This window comes from Deinococcus gobiensis I-0, assembly GCF_000252445.1.
Lineage (GTDB): Bacteria > Deinococcota > Deinococci > Deinococcales > Deinococcaceae > Deinococcus > Deinococcus gobiensis.
In genome coordinates, this window is record NC_017790.1 from 2,680,001 (window position 1) to 2,699,382 (window position 19,382).

At 70.0% G+C, this 19,382-nt stretch carries 22 protein-coding genes and 1 tRNA gene (1 of these 23 cut by a window edge); 11 read left to right on the plus strand and 12 right to left on the minus strand.

Going from position 1 to position 19,382, the window contains the following annotated elements; all coding sequences use genetic code 11:
* A protein-coding gene (murJ, locus tag DGO_RS12705) for a murein biosynthesis integral membrane protein MurJ (protein ID WP_014685924.1) crosses the window boundary here: on the minus strand, positions 1–62 show its 5' portion. It extends 1,414 nt beyond the left edge of the window; 62 of the gene's 1,476 nt are visible here — the first part of the coding sequence; its start codon is at positions 60–62; its stop codon lies off the left edge, out of view.
* Between the two features lie 216 nt (positions 63–278).
* Between murJ and DGO_RS12710 the strand changes: the two genes are divergently transcribed.
* Positions 279–368, plus strand: a tRNA-Ser gene (locus tag DGO_RS12710).
* Positions 369–423: 55 nt separating this feature from the next.
* Here the strand turns inward: DGO_RS12710 and ruvB are convergent.
* Together ruvB and DGO_RS12720 are read right to left on the minus strand one after the other, a co-directional pair.
* The gene (gene ruvB, locus DGO_RS12715) at positions 424–1,422 is read right to left on the minus strand and encodes a Holliday junction branch migration DNA helicase RuvB (protein ID WP_014685925.1); all 999 of its coding nucleotides are present in this window, start codon (positions 1,420–1,422) and stop codon (positions 424–426) included.
* Between the two features lie 61 nt (positions 1,423–1,483).
* The gene (locus tag DGO_RS12720; RefSeq protein ID WP_043802379.1) at positions 1,484–2,173 is read right to left on the minus strand and encodes an SCO family protein; all 690 of its coding nucleotides are present in this window, start codon (positions 2,171–2,173) and stop codon (positions 1,484–1,486) included.
* Between the two features lie 124 nt (positions 2,174–2,297).
* Between DGO_RS12720 and DGO_RS12725 the strand changes: the two genes are divergently transcribed.
* Complete coding sequence (locus tag DGO_RS12725) at positions 2,298–2,813, plus strand: M23 family metallopeptidase (RefSeq protein ID WP_014685927.1); 516 nt, start codon at positions 2,298–2,300, stop codon at positions 2,811–2,813.
* 4 nt (positions 2,814–2,817) lie between these two features.
* On the opposite strand, the gene DGO_RS21165 is transcribed toward DGO_RS12725, so the two are convergent.
* From DGO_RS21165 to DGO_RS12750, 5 genes are all read right to left on the minus strand, one after another.
* Complete coding sequence (locus tag DGO_RS21165; RefSeq protein WP_050920812.1) at positions 2,818–3,894, minus strand: GGDEF domain-containing protein; 1,077 nt, start codon at positions 3,892–3,894, stop codon at positions 2,818–2,820.
* Positions 3,895–3,902: 8 nt separating this feature from the next.
* Positions 3,903–4,646: a GNAT family N-acetyltransferase gene (locus tag DGO_RS24290; RefSeq protein WP_226991371.1), complete on the minus strand. Its 744-nt coding sequence runs from the start codon at positions 4,644–4,646 to the stop codon at positions 3,903–3,905.
* An 8-nt stretch (positions 4,647–4,654) separates the two neighbouring features.
* Positions 4,655–5,209: a GNAT family N-acetyltransferase gene (locus tag DGO_RS12740; protein ID WP_014685930.1), complete on the minus strand. Its 555-nt coding sequence runs from the start codon at positions 5,207–5,209 to the stop codon at positions 4,655–4,657.
* 72 nt (positions 5,210–5,281) lie between these two features.
* Positions 5,282–5,935, minus strand: coding sequence for a nucleoside deaminase (locus tag DGO_RS12745; RefSeq protein WP_043802383.1), 654 nt, complete (start codon positions 5,933–5,935; stop codon positions 5,282–5,284).
* A gap of 28 nt (positions 5,936–5,963) precedes the next feature.
* Positions 5,964–6,569 carry a GGDEF domain-containing protein gene (locus DGO_RS12750; RefSeq protein WP_014685932.1) on the minus strand — a complete coding sequence of 202 codons (606 nt, stop codon included), beginning with the start codon at positions 6,567–6,569 and terminating at the stop codon, positions 5,964–5,966.
* Positions 6,570–6,856: 287 nt separating this feature from the next.
* Between DGO_RS12750 and groES the strand changes: the two genes are divergently transcribed.
* On the plus strand, positions 6,857–7,144 hold the full coding sequence (gene groES, locus DGO_RS12755; protein ID WP_014685933.1) for a co-chaperone GroES: 288 nt from the start codon (positions 6,857–6,859) through the stop codon (positions 7,142–7,144).
* Positions 7,145–7,177: 33 nt separating this feature from the next.
* On the plus strand, positions 7,178–8,815 hold the full coding sequence (groL, locus tag DGO_RS12760) for a chaperonin GroEL (RefSeq protein WP_014685934.1): 1,638 nt from the start codon (positions 7,178–7,180) through the stop codon (positions 8,813–8,815).
* Here groL and DGO_RS24880 read toward each other — a convergent pair.
* Positions 8,812–9,366 (minus strand): DUF7079 family protein, encoded by a 555-nt coding sequence (locus DGO_RS24880; protein WP_420810562.1) that lies wholly within the window; start codon positions 9,364–9,366, stop codon positions 8,812–8,814. The genes groL and DGO_RS24880 overlap by 4 nt on opposite strands.
* Positions 9,367–9,427: 61 nt before the next feature.
* Between DGO_RS24880 and DGO_RS12765 the strand changes: the two genes are divergently transcribed.
* Positions 9,428–10,447, plus strand: a complete 1,020-nt coding sequence (locus DGO_RS12765; RefSeq protein WP_014685935.1) for an LLM class flavin-dependent oxidoreductase — start codon at positions 9,428–9,430, stop codon at positions 10,445–10,447.
* Between the two features lie 2 nt (positions 10,448–10,449).
* On the opposite strand, the gene DGO_RS12770 is transcribed toward DGO_RS12765, so the two are convergent.
* Positions 10,450–10,815: a DUF7079 family protein gene (locus DGO_RS12770; protein WP_014685936.1), complete on the minus strand. Its 366-nt coding sequence runs from the start codon at positions 10,813–10,815 to the stop codon at positions 10,450–10,452.
* Between the two features lie 19 nt (positions 10,816–10,834).
* On the opposite strand from DGO_RS12770, the gene DGO_RS12775 reads away from it, so the two are divergent.
* Positions 10,835–11,368, plus strand: a complete 534-nt coding sequence (locus DGO_RS12775; protein WP_226991372.1) for a P-loop nucleotide/nucleoside kinase family protein — start codon at positions 10,835–10,837, stop codon at positions 11,366–11,368.
* Complete coding sequence (locus tag DGO_RS12780) at positions 11,365–11,901, plus strand: P-loop nucleotide/nucleoside kinase family protein (protein WP_050920813.1); 537 nt, start codon at positions 11,365–11,367, stop codon at positions 11,899–11,901. The genes DGO_RS12775 and DGO_RS12780 overlap by 4 nt, the downstream gene beginning before the upstream one ends.
* A gap of 338 nt (positions 11,902–12,239) precedes the next feature.
* Here DGO_RS12780 and DGO_RS12785 read toward each other — a convergent pair whose 3' ends face one another.
* The gene (locus tag DGO_RS12785; RefSeq protein ID WP_014685940.1) at positions 12,240–13,379 is read right to left on the minus strand and encodes an NAD(P)/FAD-dependent oxidoreductase; all 1,140 of its coding nucleotides are present in this window, start codon (positions 13,377–13,379) and stop codon (positions 12,240–12,242) included.
* A 248-nt stretch (positions 13,380–13,627) separates the two neighbouring features.
* Here DGO_RS12785 and DGO_RS12790 point away from each other — a divergent pair, with 248 nt between their 5' ends.
* The 3 genes from DGO_RS12790 to DGO_RS12800 all read left to right on the plus strand — a co-directional run bounded on the left by DGO_RS12790 (position 13,628) and on the right by DGO_RS12800 (position 17,493).
* On the plus strand, positions 13,628–14,125 hold the full coding sequence (locus tag DGO_RS12790) for a (2Fe-2S)-binding protein (protein ID WP_014685941.1): 498 nt from the start codon (positions 13,628–13,630) through the stop codon (positions 14,123–14,125).
* 124 nt (positions 14,126–14,249) lie between these two features.
* Positions 14,250–16,640 (plus strand): xanthine dehydrogenase family protein molybdopterin-binding subunit, encoded by a 2,391-nt coding sequence (locus DGO_RS12795; protein ID WP_014685942.1) that lies wholly within the window; start codon positions 14,250–14,252, stop codon positions 16,638–16,640.
* A 58-nt stretch (positions 16,641–16,698) separates the two neighbouring features.
* On the plus strand, positions 16,699–17,493 hold the full coding sequence (locus DGO_RS12800) for an FAD binding domain-containing protein (RefSeq protein WP_014685943.1): 795 nt from the start codon (positions 16,699–16,701) through the stop codon (positions 17,491–17,493).
* Positions 17,494–17,521: 28 nt separating this feature from the next.
* On the opposite strand, the gene DGO_RS12805 is transcribed toward DGO_RS12800, so the two are convergent.
* Complete coding sequence (locus DGO_RS12805) at positions 17,522–18,421, minus strand: MDR/zinc-dependent alcohol dehydrogenase-like family protein (RefSeq protein WP_014685944.1); 900 nt, start codon at positions 18,419–18,421, stop codon at positions 17,522–17,524.
* 83 nt (positions 18,422–18,504) lie between these two features.
* Between DGO_RS12805 and DGO_RS12810 the strand changes: the two genes are divergently transcribed.
* On the plus strand, positions 18,505–19,287 hold the full coding sequence (locus DGO_RS12810; RefSeq protein ID WP_014685945.1) for a MerR family transcriptional regulator: 783 nt from the start codon (positions 18,505–18,507) through the stop codon (positions 19,285–19,287).
* The last annotated feature ends 95 nt before the right edge of the window (positions 19,288–19,382 follow it).

The following is a 19,382-nucleotide window of genomic DNA, read 5'->3' on the forward strand; positions in this document are numbered from 1 at the left end:
AACAGGTTGATGATCTGCTGGCGCACGATGCCCGAGAGCCGGGAGGCCAGCGTGCCGACCATGACGATGAGGGTGTTGGCCCGCAGGGACTTTCTGGGTGTGGGCGCAGGCGACGCCGGACCCTGCGGCGGCAGGCCCGGATCGGGGGCGGAGGGCGGGGAGACGGTCACGGACCTTACTGTAGCGCGGGTTCCCGGGGCCTCTGCCCTCCCCCCCTCGCCAAGCGTGCAGGGACGTGCTACACTCCCGCTTGCCCGTTCTTCAGAACGACGCCGCGCGGAGAGGTGCCAGAGTGGTTGAATGGGTCAGTCTCGAAAACTGAAGTAGTCGCAAGGCTACCGTGGGTTCGAATCCCACCCTCTTCGCCAAAAAGAGCGCCGCCCCAGGAGCATTCCAGGGGCGGCGTTCGCGTGTGGCCGGGCTCTAGTTGATGAAGACGCCCGGCAGGTCGCCGTCCAGACCGCCCACCGGCAGGCCCAGGTGGTCGTAGGCGTGGGCGGTCGCCACGCGGCCACGCGGCGTGCGCTTGATGAAGCCGAGCTGGATGAGGTACGGCTCGTACACGTCTTCGAGGGTCAGGGCGTCTTCGGAAATGGCGGTCGCCAGCGTGTCCACGCCCACCGGGCCGCCCGCGAAACGGTGGATCAGGGTTTCGAGGTACTTCTTGTCGCGGTCGTCCAGGCCCGCCGAGTCGAGGCCCAGGCGGTCGAGGGCGTCCATCGCGCGCGCAGTGCCGATCGTGCTCTCGCCCGCCACGTCGGCGTAGTCGCGCACGCGCCGCAACAGCCGCTTGGCGATGCGCATCGTGCCGCGCGCCCGGGCGCCGATCTCCAGCCCCGCCTCTTCGTCGAGCCCGAAGCCCAGCAGCCGGGCGTCGCGCAGCAGGTTGGTGGCGATTTCCTCGGGCGTGTAGTACTCCAGGTGCTCGATGATGCCGAAGCGGCTGCGCATGGGCGCCGTGATCAGGCCGGGGCGGGTCGTCGCGCCCACCAGCGTGAAGCGCGGCAGCGGCAGCTCGATGGTGCGCGCGGCCGGTCCCTGCCCCAGCACGATGTCGAGCTTGAAGTCCTCCATCGCCGGGTACAGGTGCTCCTCGGCGACGCGGCCCAGCCGGTGGATCTCGTCGATGAACAGCACGTCGCCCTCTTCGAGGCTGTTGGTCAGGATGGCGGCGAGGTCGCCGGGCTTCTCGATGGCCGGCCCCGAGGTCACGCGGATGTTGACCCCCAGCTCGTGCGCGATGATGTGCGCCAGCGTGGTCTTGCCCAGGCCGGGCGGCCCGAAGAGCAGCGTGTGGTCCAGCGCCTCGCGGCGGCCCTTGGCGGCCTGGAGATACACGCCCAGCTTGTCCTTGAGTTTTTCCTGCCCGACGTATTCGGACAGCCCTTTGGGCCGCAATGCGGCGTCGAGCGGCTCGGTCATGGCCCCATATTACGCTATTTGCGAAATCTCAGGAAGAGGCTTGCGGCTGGAAGGGTCCGGGTCAGCCCCCGTACTGCGCGATGAGGGCCGGCAGGTCGTGGCGCAGGGTGCCGTCGATGGTCTCCTGGTTGTCGTAGACCCGTACGAAGTCGCCCTGCGGCGTGATGACCCGCACCTCGTCGCCGTGGATGCGCGCGGCGGCCGGGGCGCTGACGTTGTCGTCGCTGTGGTCGGCCGCACCGCCCGTGTGGGCGCTGTGGTCGGCGGCCTGGGGCGCGATGTTCGAGACGAACAGGGCGCGCGCCGCCTCGTCGATGGTGGCGGGCTGGCCGGTCAGGCCGGTGAAGGCGGGGTCGAACTTGTCGAGGTACTCGCGCAGCAGGGCGGGCGTATCGACCACCGGGTCCACCGAGACGAGCTGCACCTGCAACTTGGCGCGCTGCTCGGCTGTCAGGGTGTCGTAGGTGCCCTTGAGGCTCGCCAGGGTCGCCGGGCACACGTCGGGGCAATGCACGAAGCCGAAGAACACCAGCCGCAGCCGCCCGTCGGAGGCCGCCAGCGTGGTAGGACGGGCGCGGTCGCTGACGAGTTGCAGGGCCGGTACCCGCAGCGGGGTGTCGAGCGCCGTCCCCCCCGAGAGCGGCTGGGGCGCGAAGCTGCGGTAGGCCAGCAGCCCTCCGAGCAGCGCCGCGACGAGAAGCAGGGCGGCCGTGAGCCACCGGACATTGAACCGCTGAGCAGGGCCGGTCACGCCGCGCAGCCTAGGCCGGGGGCAGGGGGCGGCGTGTCCCCACCCCCACCTTTCTTCATGTCCGCGCGCCACTGCAACTTTTGCCGGAATCCGGAGGCGGGGACCGGCGGCATCCTGAGGGCAGATGAGGCGGCTGCTGACCTGGGTGATCGTGCTGGCGGTGCTGGCGGGGGGAGTGTGGCTGCTGCGCCCCTACTTGGAGCAGGCGGGGCGCTACGCCGCCCTGATGGGCGCCCCGGCCCCGGCGGCCCGCAGCCTGCCCAATCCCCTGCCGGGGCGCGCCCTGACCGACACCTGGGGAGCCGCGCGCAGCCAGGGCCGCCGCCACGAGGGCACCGACATCTTCGCGCCGCGCGGCACGCCGGTCCGGGCCACCACACGCGGCGTCGTGGTGAACCGGGGCGAGAACACCCTGGGCGGGCGCACCATGATGGTCCTGGGCCCGGCCGGGCAGCGCCACTACTACGCCCACCTGGACCGCTATCCCGAATTGCGGGAGGGCGACTGGGTCGAGGCCGGGGACATCGTGGGTTACGTGGGCGACAGCGGCAACGCGCGCGGCACGCCGCCCCACCTGCACTACGGCATCTACACGGCGTCGGGGGCCATCAACCCCTATCCCCTGCTGCGGCGCGACTGAGGACTCAGGGCGCGACCACCGTGCGGGCCCGCCCGCCGTGCTTGGCGGCGTACAGAGCCTCGTCGGCGCGGCGCAGGGCCTCGTCGGGCGACTCGCCGGGGCGCAGGTGGGTCACGCCGGCCGAGAAGGTCACGTCGGCGGGCACCTCGCGGCGCAGGTGGTCGAGCCACTCGGCCACCGCCTGCGCCGAATCGCCCGGCCACAGCACGCTGAATTCCTCGCCGCCGTAGCGCGCCACCGTGGCCTGGGGCGCGGCGGCCCCCACGAGCAGCCCGGCCAGGTCGCGCAGCAGGTCGTCGCCCGCCTGATGTCCCCGGCGGTCGTTGAAGGCCTTGAAATGGTCGAGGTCGAGCATGACCAGGGCCAGATGCTGCCCGCTGCGCGCGGCCTGGGCGGCGGCGTGGCCCAGCAGCGCGTCCCAGTGGCGGCGGTTGGCGACGCCGGTCAGACCGTCTTGCTGCGCCAGGGCCTCGAGTTGCCGCACCACCCGCGTGCGCTCGCGCAGCGCCTCGGCCCCCAGGGCGGCCAGGGCCAGCAGCAGCAGGGCCGTCACGCCCGTCATCCGCCAGAGCTGCTGGCGGCCCAGCGCCTCCGTCGCCTGTGTCCAGGTCATCTCGGCGTCGGTGCGGCGGTTCAGGGCGGAGGCCAGGGTCTGGGCCGCCTGCGCGACCTCGTCCGCCGCCTGCCGCTGGCCGGCCGCTGGCCCGGCCAACGCCGCGTCCAGCCGGGCCAGCGCCGAGAGCAGCACCGCGAAGGGCGCGCGCTCGGCCGCTCCCATGACCGGCGTGCCGCGCAGCTCGGCCGAGAGCGCCCGGACCTCGGCCAGCAGCGGCGCGGGGGCCGGAGACAGCGCCGGATCGCCCAGCCGCAGGGCAGCGATTTCCAGCGCGCGCACGTCCCGGGTGACGCCGGTCAGTTCCAGCAGCCGTTCCTGGGCTGCCGAGGCCCGTTCCAGGACCGTCCACATCTGCGCGGTGCTCAGGGTGCACAGGCCCAGCAGCAGCGCCAGCAGGAGGCCGAGCAGCGCGGCGCGCGGACGTACCGAGACGCCGCGCTCACGCGGCGGGGACAGGGCAGCCACCGGGAACCTCAGGACGTGGTGGCCCGCAGCCGGGCCTGGGCCTGAAGCCACTCCTCGCGCAGGAGAGAGTACATCACCGTATCGCGCCACGTTCCGTCGGGTCGGCGCAGGTGGCGGCGCAAGACCCCCTCACGCGTGGCCCCCAGTTTCTCGATGGCCCGCTGCGACCGCAGGTTCATGTGGTCGGTCTTGAGCTGCACCCGTTCCATGCCCAGGTCCCCGAAGGCCGTCATCCGCCAGAGCTGCTGGCGGCCCAGCGCCTCCGTCGCCTGTGTCCAGGTCATCTCGGCGTCGGTGCGGCGGTTCAGGGCGGAGGCCAGGGTCTGGGCCGCCTGCGCGACCTCGTCCGCCGCCTGCCGCTGGCCGGCCGCTGGCCCGGCCAACGCCGCGTCCAGCCGGGCCAGCGCCGAGAGCAGCACCGCGAAGGGCGCGCGCTCGGCCGCTCCCATGACCGGCGTGCCGCGCAGCTCGGCCGAGAGCGCCCGGACCTCGGCCAGCAGCGGCGCGGGGGCCGGAGACAGCGCCGGATCGCCCAGCCGCAGGGCAGCGATTTCCAGCGCGCGCACGTCCCGGGTGACGCCGGTCAGTTCCAGCAGCCGTTCCTGGGCTGCCGAGGCCCGTTCCAGGACCGTCCACATCTGCGCGGTGCTCAGGGTGCACAGGCCCAGCAGCAGCGCCAGCAGGAGGCCGAGCAGCGCGGCGCGCGGACGTACCGAGACGCCGCGCTCACGCGGCGGGGACAGGGCAGCCACCGGGAACCTCAGGACGTGGTGGCCCGCAGCCGGGCCTGGGCCTGAAGCCACTCCTCGCGCAGGAGAGAGTACATCACCGTATCGCGCCACGTTCCGTCGGGTCGGCGCAGGTGGCGGCGCAAGACCCCCTCACGCGTGGCCCCCAGTTTCTCGATGGCCCGCTGCGACCGCAGGTTCATGTGGTCGGTCTTGAGCTGCACCCGTTCCATGCCCAGGTCCCCGAAGGCGTGCTCCAGCAGCAGCAGCTTCATGCGGCGGTTGATCCCGCTGCCGTGCCAGCGTGGATGCAGCCAGGTCCAGCCGATCTCCAGCCCCGCGTGTGCAGGGCGCATCTCGCCGTAACGGGTACTGCCCGCCAGCTCGCCCCCCACCTCGATCACGAAAGGCTGCTGACCGGGGTCCGCCAGGGCCGCGAGGTAATAGGCCGGATCGGTGGGCGGCGTGCCCATCCAGCGCAGCTCGGGGACGCAGCTCCGGGCCAGCGCACACAGGGCAGACACGTCGGCTTCCATCAGGGGCCGCAAGGTCAGCTCGGCGTCCCGCAGGCTCAGGTCGTGGCGCATGGCCCAGGCTACCCCGGGTGATGTGATGTTTTCGACTCATCTTCCGCTCCGCCGTGCAGCAATTCTTAGGGCTCAAGGTGCAGACTCCGCCGGGGCCATGCCCAGCAGCGCCAGCCCCTCGCCCAGCGGGGCCTGCCGGGTCCGCAGCGCCGCCAGTGCCCTGGAGCGGTGCAGCGCCTCGGCGGCGGCGTAGGCCCGTGGCTCGTGCTCGCGGTGGACCGTCAGGTAACCGTGGTCCAGCGGCATCCCCCGGTCGAGGTGAAAGGTCAGCTCCAGCACACGGCAGGCCCGGCCTAGGTCCTCCGGGGCGCGGCCCACCCGCACGGCTTTGGCGTTCATGTACGGATGTTCGGCCATCAGGCCTGCTGTGCCTGCGTAGAGATCGGCGGCGGCGTAGGCCAGAGCGCCCACCCCGGCCATCAGCAGGGCGCCCAGGCACATCGGGCAGGGTTCGGTGGTCGTGTACAGGGTCAGGGCGCGGTGCTCGTCGGCGCTCAGCTCGGGCAGGGCCAGCAGCGCGTTGACCTCGGCGTGGCTCAGGGCGTGGCCCGAGATCACGCCGTCCACCCGCCGTTCCTCGCCCAGCCGGTTGCGGCCCCGCGCCACGACCTGCCCCGAAGTGTCCACTACACACGCCCCAATCGGGTACGAGCCGTGCAGGTACGCGGCCCAGGCTTCTTCCAGCACGGTCCGCCAGCCACCAGAAAGGCGCTGTGGGCCGCCCATATCCCACTCCCCACTCACGCCGACCCCTTCACAGTTCCGCCCGGTTCTTCTCGATCAGGTCGTCCAGCGCCTCGCGCAGCAGGCTGGCCTCGGTGCGGCCCAGCGCCCCCGAGAGCTTGGAAAGGCGTTCGAGCTGGCTTTTGGGGTAGTAGTTGGACTTCAGGACCATCTTGGATTCCACGTAGATGCAGGCCCGGCCCCGGCCCTCGCGCTTGGCCCGGATCATGGCCTCGTCGGCGGCGCGCTTGAGGTCGTCGTAGGTGGTGGCGTGGGCAGGGCGCGCGGCCAGCCCCACGCTCAGGCCCAGGCCACGCGGCCACTGCGGGTCGCGGTGGATATGAAAGTGCTTGATGACCTCGTCGAAGAGGATCAGCGCCGTCTCGGCAGCCGTTTCGGGCAACAGCACGGCGTATTCGTCGCCGCCGACGCGACCCACCACGCTGCCGGTCGGCAGGCTGCCCGAGAGCAGGCGCTCGACCACCTTCAGCACACGGTCGCCCTCGCTGTGGCCCAGCGTGTCGTTGACGAGTTTGAAGTGGTCGAGGTCCAGCACCCCCAGTGTGAGCGGCGCGCTGCCCAGACGGGCGAAGGCCTCTTCGAAGGGAGGACGCGACAGGATTTCGGGACGGGGCATGGTTTCCTCCAGGGGACGAGAGGGACCGGCCGGACGGGAACGAAACCGCCGGTCAGGATGGATGTATTGCGGCCTTACATATATATGTTCGATCTATGATGCCGCAAGCCCCTCCCCCGTTTCCGCGTGTGGGTGGGACTTGAGCGCCCCACACTCAGATTCTCAGCTTTTCCTATTTGACATTTTTGTGGCCGGGCGTCTAGGATTCGGAGCGGATTGAACGGTCTGGGCGGCAAAAACGGCCCCACAGGCCCCGCTCCCCCACTTCACTCACAGGAGGAACACCCATGCTGAAACCTTTAGGTGACCGCGTTCTGGTCGAGATCATCGAGGAAGCCGAGCAGAAGACCGCCGGCGGTCTGTACGTCCCCGACTCCGCCAAGGAAAAGAGCCAGCGCGGCAAGGTCGTCTCGGTCGGCACCGGCAAGCTGCTGGACAACGGCACGCGCGTGGCCCTCGACGTCAAGGAAGGCGACACCGTGTACTTCGCCAAGTACGGCGGGACCGAAGTGAGCCTCGAAGGCAAGAACTACAGCATCCTCAGCGAACGCGACATCCTCGCCATCGTCGAGTAATTCCTTCTACTTCAACTTCAAGGAGCAAATCACATGGCTAAACAGCTCGTATTTGACGAACAAGCCCGCCGCAGCCTTGAGCGCGGTGTGAACGCCGTCGCCAACGCCGTCAAGGTCACCCTCGGGCCGCGTGGCCGCAACGTGGTCATCGAGAAGAAGTTCGGCAGCCCCACCATCACCAAGGACGGCGTCACCGTCGCCAAGGAAGTGGAGCTGGAGGACAAGCTCGAGAACATCGGCGCGCAGCTCCTCAAGGAAGTCGCCAGCAAGACCAACGACATCACGGGTGACGGCACCACCACCGCCACCGTGCTGGGCCAGGCCGTCGTGAAAGAAGGCCTGCGCAACGTGGCCGCCGGCGCCAACCCGCTGGCCCTCAAGCGCGGCATCGACAAGGCCGTCATCGCCGCCATCGAGGAAATCAAGCGCCTCGCCGTGCCGGTCGAAGACTCCGACGCCATCAAGAAGGTCGCGGGCATCAGCGCCAACGACGAGCAGGTCGGCGAGGAAATCGCCAACGCGATGGACAAGGTCGGCAAGGAAGGCGTCATCACCATCGAGGAGTCGAAGGGCTTCGACACCGAAGTGGACGTCGTGGAAGGCATGCAGTTCGACAAGGGCTTCATCAACCCCTACTTCGTGACCAACCCCGAGAAGATGGAAGCCGTCCTCGAAGACGCCTACATCCTGATTAACGAAAAGAAGATCAGCAACCTCAAGGACCTGCTGCCCGTGCTGGAAAAGGTCGCGCAGACCGGCCGTCCCCTGCTGATCATCGCCGAAGACGTCGAAGGCGAAGCGCTGGCCACCCTGGTGGTCAACAAGCTGCGCGGCACGCTGAACATCGCGGCCGTCAAGGCCCCCGGCTTCGGCGACCGCCGCAAGGAAATGCTGCGTGACATCGCGGCCGTGACCGGCGGCGAAGTGGTCAGCGAAGACCTGGGCCACAAGCTCGAGAACGTCGGCATGGACATGCTGGGCCGCGCCGCGCGCATCCGCATCACCAAGGACGAGACCACCATCGTGGACGGCAAGGGCGAGCAGAGCCAGATCGACGCCCGCGTCAACGCCATCAAGGGTGAACTCGACAGCACCGACAGCGACTACGCCCGCGAGAAGCTCCAGGAGCGCCTCGCCAAGCTGAGCGGCGGCGTCGCCGTCATCCGCGTGGGCGCCGCGACCGAAACCGAACTCAAGGAAAAGAAGCACCGCTACGAAGACGCCCTCTCCACCGCCCGCTCGGCGGTCGAGGAAGGCATCGTGGCCGGCGGGGGCACCACCCTGCTGCGCATCATTCCTGCGGTCCGCAAGGCCGCCGAGAGCCTGAGCGGTGACGAGGCGACCGGCGCGCGCATCCTGATCCGCGCCCTGGAAGAGCCCGCCCGCCAGATCGCCGCGAACGCCGGCGAAGAAGGCAGCGTCATCGTCAACGCCGTGATCGGCAGCGACAAGCCCCGCTACGGCTTCAACGCCGCCACGGGCGAGTACGTCGAGGACATGGTCGCCGCCGGCATCGTGGACCCCGCCAAGGTGACGCGCACGGCCCTCCAGAACGCCGCGAGCATCGGCGCCCTGATCCTGACCACCGAAGCCATCGTCAGCGACAAGCCCGAGAAGGCCGGCCCCGCCGCGCCTGCCGGCGGCCCTGACATGGGTGGGATGGACTTCTAACCCTGAAGGGTTGGCCGCCGGTCGGCGGTCAGGGGAAGGGCCGGAGCGTAATGCTCCGGCCCTTCTCTTTTCGTTTTTTGTAAGGCGATAGCCCACGAAATGTTTCCATCGCCTCTGCGGTCAGAGCCACTACTTACCGTCGGCCATTCATATCGGGACCGGGCCGGCTTCATGCACCCGGGCCAACCGCCGCAGATCGGCCGCGATGAGGTGCATGGCCCAGCGGCTACGCAGCGTGGCGCACGGGTCGCGGGCCAGGATCGCGCCTTCAATCCACGTCGCACCGCAACCCACTCACCCGCCGCCGAAAAGAGGTTGCCGCTGACCACCGGGGCGACCTCGGTCCGCAGGATGCCCGACCCCTCGGCCGGGGCGTGGCCGGAACCACACAGTGTGTGGACCACGCGCTGGGAGTCGGCCTCTTTCCGTTCGGTCTCCAGAACAGTTCCGAGAGTGCCACCCACACCGGGCGGCAGGCGAGTTCCGGCGGGGTGAGCAGCACAGGTACCTGCTCGGTGTGCCCGCCGCACTGATGCAGTAGAGACACTCACACTGATAGCTTTTTCAAATAAACCGATTTACTTTTCAAACCTGAAACGCTATTCTGTCTCCATGAAGAACATCGGCTTTCTCTCGTTCGGGCACTGGACACCCTCGCCCCAGTCGGGGACCCGTTCGGCCAGCGACGTATTGCTGCAATCCATCGATCTGGCGGTGGCTGCCGAGGAACTCGGGGCCGACGGCGCCTATTACCGCGTCCATCACTTCGCGCGGCAGCTGGCCTCGCCCTTTCCGCTGCTCTCGGCCGTGGGGGCCAGAACGAGCCGCATCGAGATCGGCACCGGCGTGATCGACATGCGCTACGAAAATCCCTTCTACATGGCCGAGGACGCGGGATCGGCCGACCTGATTTCGGGCGGAAGGTTGCAGCTGGGCATCAGCCGGGGATCGCCCGAGCAGGTCGTGGACGGCTGGCGCTATTTCGGCTATGCCCCGGCCGAGGGCGAAAGCGACGCGGACATGGCCCGGCGCCACAGTGAAGTGTTCCTGCAACTGCTGGAAGGCCGGGGCTTCGCGCAGCCCAGCCCACGCCCCATGTTCCCCAACCCGCCGGGCCTGCTGCGTCTGGAACCCCATTCGGAGGGGCTGCGCGAGCGCATCTGGTGGGGCGCAGCCACCACGCCGACGGCCGTGTGGGCCGCCCAGCAGGGCATGAACCTGCAAAGCTCCACCCTGGTCTTCGACGAGAGCGGCAAGCCCTTCCACGAGCAGCAGGCCGACCAGATCCGGGCTTACCGCGCCGCCTGGCAGGAGGCGGGCCATACCCGGACACCCCGGGTGTCGGTGAGCCGCAGCATCTTCGCCATCACCGACGACCGCGACCGCATGTACTTCGGGGGGCAGGGCCAGGACAGTGACCAGTTCGGCCGGATCGACAGCACACGGGCCGTGTTCGGGCGCAGCTACGCCGCCGAGCCGGACCGGCTGATCGAGGAACTGCGCGCCGACACCGCCATCGCCGAGGCCGATACCCTGCTCCTCACCGTGCCCAACCAGCTCGGGGTGGACTACAACGCCCACGTGATCGAGAACATTCTCAAGCACGTGGCCCCGGCGCTGGGCTGGCGCTGAGCCTAGGAACGGGTCAGCGCCGCGCAGGCCCGTTCCAGTCTCCGCAGGTCCGGAGCGATCAGCCGCAGGGCCCAGCGGCCCGTCAGGGTGGGCCGGGCCGGGCGGGCCAGGACGGCGGTTTCGAGCCACGTCCCGTCAAATCCCGCCCATTCGCCCGCCGTCCCCAGCAGGTGGCCTCCCACCACCGGGGCCACCTCGTCGCGCAGGATGGTGCGCCACTCGTCCGGAGAACAGCCGGAGTCGCGCAGCACCCGGGCCAGATGCCGGTAGTCGGCCTCCTCCAGCTCGGTATCCAGAAACAGCGCCGACAGCGCGGTCCAGATGGGCCGGCGGCGGGCGAGTTCGGCCGGCGTGAGGGAAAGGGTCATGCCCGGATATCGTACCGGGGTGACCTCCCTGTTCGTCTTTTCCGGCCTGCCCGGCACCGGCAAGTCCACCCTGGCGCGCGCCCTCGCCCGGCATCTGCGCGCCGCCTACCTGCGGGTGGATACGGTCGAGGCGGCCCTGCTGAACGCCGGGCACACGGGCCTGACCGCCGAGGGCTACGCGGTGGACTACGCCGTCGCCGCCGACAACCTCGCCCTGGGGCTGGACGTGGTGGCCGACAGCGTGAATCCGGTCCCCGAGACGCGGGAGGCCTGGGCCGGGGTCGCGCGCGGGGCCGGGGCGATCCTGCGCGACATCGAGGTGGTCTGCTCGGACCCGGCCGAACACCGGCGGCGGGTGGGGGCGCGGCACGCTGCCGGCGGCGACCACTGCGGCCGCTGGGCCCCGCCCACCCCCGGCGATCTGGAGCGCTACGCACGCGACTACCGGCCCTGGACCACGCCGCGCCTGGTCATCGACACGGCGGGCCGCGCCCCCGACTCCGACTTTCGGCGGTTGCTCGCGGGGCTGGGCCTGCCCACACTGCCCCCATGACCCCTACCCTTCTGGTCGTCTCGGGCCTGCCCGCCGCCGGCAAGACGACCCTGGCCGCGCCGCTGGCCCAGGACCTCGGCTGGCCGCTGGTGACCAAGGACGACTACAAGGGCCTGCTGTACGCCCACCTGCCGGAGCTGCCCCAGGCCCGGGGCGGGCCCCTGAGCTTCGCGCTGATGTTCCACGTTGCGGGCGTGATCCTCGCGGCGGGCGCGAGCGCGGTGATCGAGACGCATTTCCACCGGGGCGTCAGCGAGCCGCACCTGCTGGGGCTGGCCGGAGCCTCGGGCGCACGCCTGCTTCAGCTGTACTGCGGGGCCCCGCTGGACACCCTGCGCGCCCGGCACGCCGCGCGGGTCGCGGCGGGCACCCGCCCCGGCATCGACCTGCCCTTCGAGCATGCCGAGCTGCCGCCGCACGCGGGCTGGTCACCGCTGGACCTCGGGGCCCCGCTGTTGCGGCTCGACACGGCGCAGCCCGGAACGCTGGAGCGGGCGCGGCAATGGGTGACCGAGCAGACCGGCGAAGGTTGAAAACCGATTGCGCAGTAAGGGCCGTGCCAGAGAAATCAGCTTCTGGGACGTTAAATTCCATCTATTTTGAACAGGATGGAAAATCAGGAGTTTTTGCGCGGCTCGGACGAAGTTTTTCACCGATCAGCTCGAGACTGTGCAACAGGTCTTGAAGCATTTGCCCCGAAGAGGACTCTCTTGCTGGCCGGGCGAAGCGCATGAATTTCAAGAGCGCCTGGGACGGGACAGCGGCCTCCAGGGAGCCTTATCTCCAGAGGCCACCGTTTCGTCAAATGCTCTGGGCCCAAAAGAGAACCGGCCGGGAAACGTGTCCCCGGCCGGTTCTTCAGTGGGCGTGCTCAGTCGATGCTGACGCGCCAGCGCCACTCGGAGGCGCGCTTCATGACATGGGCGAGGCCGCCAGTGATGGCGAGCTTCTGGTTCCAGGGCAGCTTCATCCAGCCGACCGCCATCAGGCCGCCGAGCGACACGAACTCACCGAGGCTGGTGGGCTCGTAGGGGGTCAGTTCCTCGCCCTTGGCCAGGCGCATCAGGTTCTTGCCGGTCAGGCGGCCCTGCTGGCCCGCGTGCTGCGCGGTGGTGGGCACCGGCTTGCCTTCCTGGTTCAGCGCCAGACCCATGTCACCGATGACGAACACGTCGCTGTAGTTCTTGGCGCGCAGTTCGGTGTCCACGGCGATGCGGCCGCCGGGGCCCTTCTCCAGCTTCTCGCCCTTGACGATGTCGCGGGCCTGGATGCCGCCGGTCCAGATGATCTTGCCGGCGGGAATGACCTTCTGCTCGCCGTCCTGGGTCTGCACGGTCACGCTGTCGGCGGTCGCCTGCATGAGGCGGTGGCCGATCAGGATGTTGATGCCGTACTCCTCCAGGGTCTTCTGGGCCTTGGCGCGCAGGGCGTCGTCGAGGACCGGCAGAATCTTGGGACCCGCCTCCACGAGGTGGATCTTGAAGGGCGGCACGCCGCGCTCCTTGCTGAGCTGCTCGGCGCGCTGCGCGAGTTCGGTGACGAGCTCGACGCCGGTCAGGCCCGCGCCGCCCACCACGATGTCGCGGTTGCCCTGGTAACCGTCGGCGTACACGCGATTGACGAAGTTGAAGATGTCGTCGGCGTCGCTGAGCTGCTTGAGTTCGGCGGCGTTCTCGGCCAGACCGGGGATGCGGTAGAAGTTAGTCACGCTGCCCAGGCCCACAACCAGCGTGTCGTAAGTCAGGACGCGGCCGTCCTTGAGGTGCACTTCCTTGTCGTCGAGGTTGACGCTCTCGACCGAGGCCTGCTCCAGGTGCACGCCGGTGCCGCGCAGCAGAGGCGCGAGCGGCAGGGTGACGGGCGTGTTGTGCGCCGCAGCCTCGTGCAGACGGGTTTCGAAGGTATGGAAGGCGTTTTGTTCGACCAGAAGCGTTTCCATTTCGGGAATGGGCTTGAGTTTGGTCGCAGCGGCGAGGCCAGCGTAGCCCGCGCCAAGAATCAGGGTCTTCATAGCAGTTCTCCTGTGAACGAATTCACGAGTCAGTGTGGTGCGTAGCCTGCCCGCAAAAGCACCGGGATTCACACCCGGTTATGTGTCCAGTCTACACCCTTGACGGGACCGGGCTGCAAGCGTTGTTACAACCGTGTCCGGGCAGGCCAGCCACCTGCGGCCGACTACCGCCGGGACAGGCCGTGTGCTTCAATGGAAGGGTCTCTACAACTGAGGGTGCGGGTCGGCTGGCCCCACCGGGAGGTCCCATGAACGTGACCATGACCGTGAACGGCAAGACGTACACCCGTGAGGTGGAACCCCGCCGCCTGCTCGTGCAGTTCCTGCGGGAAGACCTGGGCCTGACCGGCACGCACGTGGGCTGCGACACCAGCCAGTGCGGGGCCTGCACCGTGCATGTGGGCGGCGACGCGGTCAAGAGCTGCACCCTGCTGGCCGTGCAGGTGGGCGACCTACCCGTGACGACCATCGAGGGGATGGGCACGCCCGGCGACCTGCACCCCCTCCAGACCGGCTTCTGGGAGCAGCACGGCCTGCAATGCGGCTTCTGCACCCCCGGCATGATCATGGCCTCGGCCGAGCTGCTGCGGCACAACCCGCAGCCCAGCGAGGAAGAGATCCGCTTTCACCTGGAGGGCAACTACTGCCGCTGCACGGGCTACCACAACATCGTCAGGGCGGTGCAGCAGGCGGCCGGGGCCATCCGCGAGGCCGCGCCCGGCCAGTCCCAGGCCGCCGACGACTGAGGCGGGACGCCCGCTTCCCGGACCTGGCGCGGCGGCCCCCCGGCGGACGAGACGACCTTCAGGCGAGTCGCCGCCCCGCACCGCGTGGGCACGCGCTTCCCTCCCCTTTTTTCCGGAGACCCCCATGACCGAATCCAGAACGGACAAGTACGTCGGGCAGGCCCTCAAGCGCAAGGAAGACCCCCGGTTCATCACCGGTACGGGCAACTACACCGACGACATCGTGCTGCACGGCATGCTGCACGCGGCGATGGTGCGCAGCCCCTATCCGCACGCCCGGATCACCGCCATCGACAAGGGCAGCGTGGCCGACTTTCCCGGCGTGCAGCTCGTCCTGACCGGCCAGGACGTCAAGGACGCGGGGCTCGGCAGCATTCCGGTGGGCTGGCTGCTGCCCGACCTCAAGACCCCGGCGCACCCGGCCATCGCGCTGGAGGAAGCCAACCACGTGGGCGACATCGTGGCGGTGGTCGTCGCCGAGACGCGCGCCCAGGCCGAGGACGCGGCGGCGGCGCTGGACGTGAGCTACGAGGCCCTGCCCTCGGTGAGCAGCGCCGTGGCGGCCCTGGAGGACGGCGCGCCGGTGGTCCACGACGACGTGCCGGGCAACGTGGCCTTCAGGTGGGAAATCGGGGACGAGGCGGCGCTGAACGAGTCGTTCCGGCGCGCGCACAAGACGGTGAAGGTCAAGCTGCGCAACCACCGCCTGATCGCCAACGCCATCGAGCCGCGCGCCTCGCTCGCGCAGTTCTCGCCGGCCAGCGGCGAATACACCCTGCACACGACCTCGCAGAACCCGCACATCCACCGCCTGATCCTGGCCGCCTTCGTGATGAACATCCCCGAGCACAAGCTGCGGGTCATCTCGCCGGACGTGGGCGGGGGCTTCGGCAGCAAGATCTTCCAGTATCAGGAAGAGGTGATCGTGCTGCTCGCGGCCCAGAAGCTCGGGCGGCCGGTGAAGTGGGCGGCGCGGCGCTCGGAGTCCTTCGTCAGCGACGCGCAGGGCCGCGACCACGACACCGAGACCGAGATGGCCGTGGACGAGAACGGCATGATGCTGGGCCTGCGCGTGAGCACCGTCGCCAACCTGGGCGCGTACCAGACCCTCTTTTCGCCGGCCGTGCCCACCTACCTGTACGGCACGCTGTGCAACGGGGTCTACAAGCTGCCCGCCGTACACGTGAAGGTGACGGGCGTCATGACGAACACCGTGCCGGTGGACGCCTACCGGGGTGCGGGCCGGCCCGAGGCGACCTACGCCGTCGAGCGCACCGTGGACGTGATGGCCCACGAACTGGGCGAGGACCCGGCCGAGTTTCGGCGGCGCAACTTCATCCAGCCCGACGAGTTCCCGTACCAGACGCCGGTCGCGCTGGTCTACGACAGCGGCGACTACGAACCCGCCCTCGACAAGGCGCTGGGCATGATGAACTACCCGGCGCTGCGTGAGGAACAGGCGCGCATGAAGGGCGGGCGCAAAATCCTGGGCGTCGGCCTGATCTCGTACCTGGAGGCCTGCGGGCTGGCCCCCTCGGCCCTGGTGGGACAGCTGGGCGCGCAGGCGGGGCAGTGGGAATCGAGCCTGGTGCGCGTGCACCCGACCGGCAAGGTCGAGCTGTTCACCGGGTCGCACAGCCACGGGCAGGGCCACGAGACGGCCTTCGCGCAGATCGCCGCCGACGAACTCCAGATTCCTATCGAGGACATCGAGCTGATCCACGGCGACACGGGCCGCATGCCCTACGGCTGGGGCACCTACGGCAGCCGCTCGGCGGCGGTGGGCGGCAGCGCGCTGAAAATGGCGCTGCTGAAGGTGACGGCCAAGGCCAAGAAGATCGCCGCGCACCTCCTCGAAGCCTCGGAGGAGGATGTGGAGCATGAGGGCGGCGTCTTCCGGATCAAGGGGGCGCCGGGCCAGAGCAAGTCCTTTTTCGACGTGTCGCTGATGGCCCACCTCGCGCACAACCTCCCGGCCGACATGGAGCCGGGGCTGGAGGCGACCGCCTTCTACGACCCCAAGAACTTCGTGTATCCGTTCGGGACGCACATCGCGGTGGTCGAGATCGACACCGACACCGGGCACGTCAAGCTGCGGCAGTACGGCTGCGTGGACGACTGCGGCCCCCTCATCAACCCCCTGATCGCCGAGGGGCAGGTGCACGGCGGCATCGCCCAGGGCGCGGCCCAAGCCCTGCTGGAAGACGCGGCCTACGACGAGGACGGCAGCCTGCTGGCGGGCACCTTCATGGAATACGCCATTCCGCGCGCCGACGACGTGCCCAGTTTCCTGATCGACCATACGGTGACGCCCAGCCCGCACAACCCCCTGGGGGTCAAGGGCATCGGGGAGGCGGGCACCATCGCCAGCAGCGCCGCCGTGGCGAACGCGGTGATGGACGCGCTGTGGCACGAGTGCGGCATCGCCCACCTCGACATGCCCTACACGAGCGAGAAGGTCTGGCGCGCGGTCCAGGCGGCGCGCGGCGCCCAGGGCCAGGCGGCCGACGACTGAGTCGCTGGCTGCCCGGCCCCCACGTCCCCTTTCCTCACGACCCATAAGCGAGGCCCCCATGTACCCAGCCCAGTTCGACTACCAGAAAGCGACGAGCGTGGATGACGCGCTGCGGGCGCTGGCCGAAAATCCCGACCTGAAGGTCATCGCGGGGGGGCACTCGCTACTGCCCGCCATGAAACTGCGCCTGGCCCAGCCGCCTGCCCTGCTGGACGTGTGGGGTCTGGAGGAGCTGCGCGGCATCCGCCGCGAGGGCGACATGTGGGTGGTCGGGGCCATGACCACCCACGCCGAGGTGCTGCGCAGCGACCTGCCGCTCTTTCCAGAGGTGGCGGGCTGGGTGGGCGACCCGATGGTGCGCAACCGGGGCACCATCGGCGGCTCGCTGGCGCACGCCGACCCCAGCGCCGACTACCCGGCGGCGGCGCTGGCGACCGGCACGCAGTTCGTGATCCGGGGCCTGGACGGCGAGCGCACGGTGGACGCCGACGACATGTTCCTGGGTATGTTCGAGAGCGCGGTGCAGCCCGGCGAACTGCTGACCCAGATCCGCATTCCGGCGACGATCACCGCCAGCGTCTACGAGAAGTTCCGGCACCCGGCGAGCCACTACGCCATCGTGGGCCTCGCGCTGGCCCGGCACGCCGACGGCACGGTGCGCGCGGCCTACACCGGCGCGGGCGAGAAGGCCGAGCGCCTGAGCGTGCTCGAAGAGCGCCTGAACGCCGGGCAGGCGGCGGGCACGGGGCTAGTGGGCGCGGCGGGACTGCTCGGCGACCGCTTCGCCAGCGCCGAGTACCGCGCGCATCTGGTGGACGTGCTGGCGGCCAAGGCGGCGGAGCGCCTGAGGTAAGCGGGCCGGTTCTGCGGGGGGCGCGGGGTCAGGCGTCCTGGCCCTCCCCCCAGTCCACCACCACCGACACCGGGCGCGGCGTCCCGCGCAGCCGGGCGTAGGTGGTGGGCAGGTCGGCGGGGGTGACGGTCACGGGGTACAGCCGTTCCAGCAGCGGGTCGGCGTGCCGCCACAGCCACGCGGCGTAGGCGCCGTAGTCCTCTCCGTCGCTCGACGCCACGACCGACAACTCGCGGGCATGGAAGGCGGGTGGGAGGACCAGCGCCCCCCAATTTCCGTCCGACAGCACGCAGGCCCGCCCCCGGGGCCGCAGGTGCGCGAGCAGTTCGGCGAACCCGGCCGGAGCGGCGCTGCACTCGAAGCCCACGTCGAAGGCGTCGTGCGGCAGTTCGCCCGGAGCGCAGGCCACCGCACCGAAGGCCAGCGCCAGCGCCCGGCGGGCCGGGTCGGGTTCCAGCACGGTCACGTCGCGCACGCCCCGGCGCGTCAGGTTGAAGACCGTCAGGAGGCCCAGCAGGCCCGCCCCCGCCCCCGCCACCAGCACCCGCTCGCCCGGCTGCGGCGAGACGCGGCGCACGCCCTTGTGCGTCTCCTCGCCCAGGATGGCGGCCAGGGCCACGCGGTCGGGCACCTCCGGCGGGACCGGCACCAGCCGCTCGGCGCGGTGCAGCCCGGCACCGGCATGCCCCAGCGTCGTGACGACCCGCGTGCCCGGCCGCAGCGTCACGCCCTCTCCGACTACCTCGACCGTGCCCAGGGTCTGATAACCCAGCCGGGCCGGAAAGGGGCCGTGCAGGACCACCGCCAGTTCCGAGGCCACGCTCAGGGCACTCAGGCGCGTGCGGGTGCGCACCTCGCCGGGCGCGGGCTCTCGGGTCGGGGCCTCCTCCCAGGCGAAGGTCAGCGGGGCCGTGACGGTCAGGCGCATGGGCACAGTCTGCCCCGCCAATATGCGGCGCTTGACCCTCACGCCGCGTCAGCCCTTAGCGTGGGGGACAGGAGGTGAAGGGCATGCAGACCACGGCCGAAACGCGCTGGACGGTGGGCGAGGTCGCCGAGCTGACCGGCGTCAGCATCCGCACGCTGCACCACTACGACGATCTGGACTTGCTGCGGCCCTCGGCACGCAGCGCCGCCAACTACCGCCTGTACACGCCCGCCGACCTGGAACGGCTGCGCCGGATTCTGACCTGGCGCGAGCTGGGCTTTCCGCTGGCCGAGGTCGGGCGGCTGCTCGGGGCGGGCGCGGCCGAGGAACACCGGGCGCTGGAACTCCAGGCTGCGCTGCTGGGCGAGCGCCTCCGGCAGACCGAGCGCCGGCTGCGGGCCGTCACCTCCCTACTCGGCGCCGCCGCGCGCCAAGGAGCACCCATGACCAGAGAGGAACTGAAGGAGATGTTCGGCACCTTCGACCACGGCCGCTACGAGGAGGAGGTGCAGGAGCGCTGGGGCGACACCGAGGCCTACCGCCAGAGCCGGGAGCGCACCGGGAAGTACACGAAAGCCGACTGGGAACAGATCAAGGCCGAGATGGAGGCCCTCAACGCCCGGTACGTGGCCCTGATGGACGCCGGCACCCCGCCCGGCAGCCCCGAGGCGGCGGCGGTGGCGCAGGCGCAGCGCGACCACTTCCACCGCTGGTACTACGACTGCTCGCCGCAGATGCTGCGCAGCGTGTCGAACCTGTGGGTGGAAGACGAGCGCTTTACCCGCAACATCGACGCGCTGAGGCCCGGGCTGGCCGCCTACCAGCACGCTGCCGTGCAGGCCTGGGCCGGGCCGGGGAAGGCCTGAGCAGGACAGCGGTGTTCAGTTCCACCCCGGAGCCAACGACACGCCCATCCACTCCACTTCCGACCGCTGTCCTGCTCGGGTACCCGCTCCACCCG